Below are 2,889 nucleotides of genomic sequence, written 5' to 3' on the forward strand. Positions count from 1 at the left end.
TCGTTTCCTGCAGGAATAAATTTTAACACTTTCTGCTTTTCTTTTCTTTTTATTTTTCCGTTGATGCATTATTTTATTTATGAATTAAGATTAAAAAATGAATATCTTTTCTATGCTAATTTTGGATTTTCCAGAATATCACTTTGGATTGTCACGGTTTCTTTTAGTGTTATTTTAAAACTTATTTCCGCTATTCTATGAGCAAACTTCACATCGACAGCATCACAAAATCTTTTGGTAAAAAAGATATTTTGAAAGACGTTTATTTAATCTGTGAAACCGGTACTGTTTGCGGAATTTTAGGCAGAAACGGCTCCAGAAAATCTACATTGTTTCAAATAATTTTCGGAACAATTAAAGGTTCTACACAATACATAAAATTTAATGATACGATTTTAAAGAATCAGTTTGACAGAAAAAACAGGATCGCCTATTTACCGCAACATTTTTTGTTACCGAAGAATATAAAGATCAAAAATCTCATAGATCTGTTTTGTGATAAAGAGAATATCAAAAAAATTTCCGATTTAGAATTAATTAAACCTTTTTTAAATGAGGCTTCAAATACACTTTCGGGTGGAGAACTCAGAATTGTAGAAACGTTATTAATTATTTATTCTAAAGCCGAATTTATTTTACTGGATGAGCCTTTCCACAGTCTTTCGCCGAAAATTGTGACCGAAATAAAAACAATTATTAAACAGCAAAGCGTAACTAAAGGATTTATAATTTCTGATCATCAATATCATGATGTTTTAGAGATTTCGGATACTATTTTTCTTCTTTCTGACGGGCATTTAAAGTCAATCAAAGATTTAACAGAATTGAAAAGGTTTAATTATCTGCCTACAATTATTTAATTTATATCTTTGAGCTATAAATATTTTTCAAAAAATGAATTTGATCCGCAAAGCAATCTATTTATCGGTTTTAAGTATTTTTTCTTTTACTCTGGTTAACGCTCAGAATAAAGTTCCTTTTGGTGTTGTAAAAGCCGAGGAAGGTTACGCAATGGTGCGTGTACACAAAGAAGATTACCGTAAGATTGTCGACAAGATCAGGATGAAAAAAGGAGACGTTTTTGTTTATGTAAAACCCGCTCCCGGAGAAACTGAATGGATATGGATAAAATATCCCGAAAAAGAAGAGCTTCTAAAACCGTTTGTAAGATACGACAGCCTAAATAAAGAAGGAATGGTAAATAAAGAGCGTATTGCATTTATCGATCAGCTTCCAAAGTTTACTCCGGTATTATCTAAAAACGGGAGATCGATTACTTTTACCGACAATAATAATCAGAAAATACCAACTGCCCAACGAACGAAAGTGGTAATTGATATTTATCCTTCAAGCGCAAAATTTAAAAAGCAGGAGAAAGATGCAGAAGGGAATATCATTAAAATAGACAAACAAAAAACCTGGGGACTCGGAAAAGAACTTCCTGAAGATTTAAAAGAAATAAAATCAATCCGTGTACAGCAACCGGGAAGAGGTTCCGTTTTCGTAAGGGAAGCCATTAAAAACATGTTTAACCCGACGATGGATTTTGAAAACATGGGCGTTACCTCAATTGATGATGACTATATTTTCCTTTATATGATCAATGGTTCGGGAGAAAACAGGTACACTACTTTTTGGACGATTAAGGAAGGAAGAGCGATCAGCCAGATTGTTTACAGCAACCCCGAATAATTCTTTACAAATATTCTTTTATTATTCTTACTTTTGCAGCCGGAAAGTCTTTAGCATTTTGGCGAATGCTTTATGCTGATACTTTTCAGGAAACTGGTTCTGTTTAACTACAGATTAAAAGGGAATCGTGTGAAAATCACGAGCTGTCGCGCAACTGTAAGTAACCGAAGTCTTTATAAAAACCACTGTGCAAAAGCATGGGAAGGAATAAAGATGTTACAAGTCAGGAGACCTGCCTTTTTCTTCAGACAAAAACTTTCGCGATCTGAAGTTTATTGATCTCATATTTTATTCAGGAATTTTTGTTCCTGAATAATTCTGTTGGTTTCAATATAATTTCATTCGCTTTAATTTAATAATGAAATATGACTACAGAAGAAAGAATTCAATCATCGGAAACCCGAATTTTTAAAGCCGTTTTTCCCAATACAACCAATCATTACGATACGCTTTTCGGTGGAACAGCCATGCAACTGATGGATGAAGTTGCCTTTATTACCGCCACAAGATTTGCAAGAAAACGTGTAGTAACAGTAAGCAGCGATAAAATTGATTTTAAAAAACCTATTCCTGCAGGAACGATCGTGGAATTGATAGGAAAAGTTTCACACGTTGGAACAACAAGTATGAAAGTAAATGTGGAAATCTATACCGAACAAATGTATTCTTATGAAAGAGAAAGAGCCATTGTGGGAGATTTTACTTTTGTGGCGATTGATGAGTTTAAGAAACCAATTCAAATACTATAATAGAAGATTTTCGGCGACCTTCTGTCGCCGAAAATCAAATCATCTTTTTTTTCAGTATCGGCGGGCCTTTGGCCCGCCGATACTTTTTCAATTATTTTTTAATAATTTTTTTGGTTGTAGAAAGACCTTCTTTATAGTTAATTTTTAATAAATAAACCCCGGAAGAAAGATTCCTTATATCAATTTTATCGTTATTCAGCGAAAGATTACTGATAACGTTTCGTCCGTTTGCATCCAATATATCAACTGAACTAATGGTCAATTTTGTTTTAATTGTTACAAAATCTGATGCTGGATTAGGACTTATCGAAGCATCTCCTACTGTTCTCGCATCTGCAACCCCTAAATTCTGGGCAATTAAAGTAACAATAGGTTTGTATTTTTTACCCTGAACTTCAGTTGTTGAAGTTGATGAAGGTCCGGTGTAATTTGTTGGTGGATTTAACGA

At 33.4% G+C, this 2,889-nt stretch carries 4 protein-coding genes and 1 riboswitch; of the genes, 3 read left to right on the forward strand and 1 reads right to left on the reverse strand.

The window, feature by feature from the left end:
* Nucleotides 1–197: 197 nt before the first annotated feature.
* The 3 genes from AB4Y90_RS17135 (at nt 198) to AB4Y90_RS17145 (ending at nt 2,441) form a co-directional block, all read left to right on the forward strand.
* Nucleotides 198–860 carry an ATP-binding cassette domain-containing protein gene (locus tag AB4Y90_RS17135; RefSeq protein ID WP_441558777.1) on the forward strand — a complete coding sequence of 221 codons (663 nt, stop codon included), beginning with the start codon at nt 198–200 and terminating at the stop codon, nt 858–860.
* A gap of 34 nt (nt 861–894) precedes the next feature.
* On the forward strand, nt 895–1,692 hold the full coding sequence (locus tag AB4Y90_RS17140; protein WP_441558778.1) for a hypothetical protein: 798 nt from the start codon (nt 895–897) through the stop codon (nt 1,690–1,692).
* A gap of 77 nt (nt 1,693–1,769) precedes the next feature.
* Nucleotides 1,770–1,946, forward strand: a riboswitch (cobalamin riboswitch).
* Nucleotides 1,947–2,057: 111 nt separating this feature from the next.
* Entirely contained in the window at nt 2,058–2,441 is a 384-nt protein-coding gene (locus AB4Y90_RS17145; RefSeq protein ID WP_441558779.1) for an acyl-CoA thioesterase, read from the forward strand.
* 91 nt (nt 2,442–2,532) lie between these two features.
* On the opposite strand, the gene AB4Y90_RS17150 is transcribed toward AB4Y90_RS17145, so the two are convergent.
* A partial coding sequence (locus AB4Y90_RS17150) for a T9SS type A sorting domain-containing protein (RefSeq protein ID WP_441558780.1) occupies nt 2,533–2,889 on the reverse strand: 357 nt, incomplete at its 5' end.

Origin of the sequence: Chryseobacterium sp. 2TAF14, assembly GCF_052115105.1 — a bacterium.
Taxonomy (GTDB): Bacteria; Bacteroidota; Bacteroidia; order Flavobacteriales; family Weeksellaceae; genus Chryseobacterium.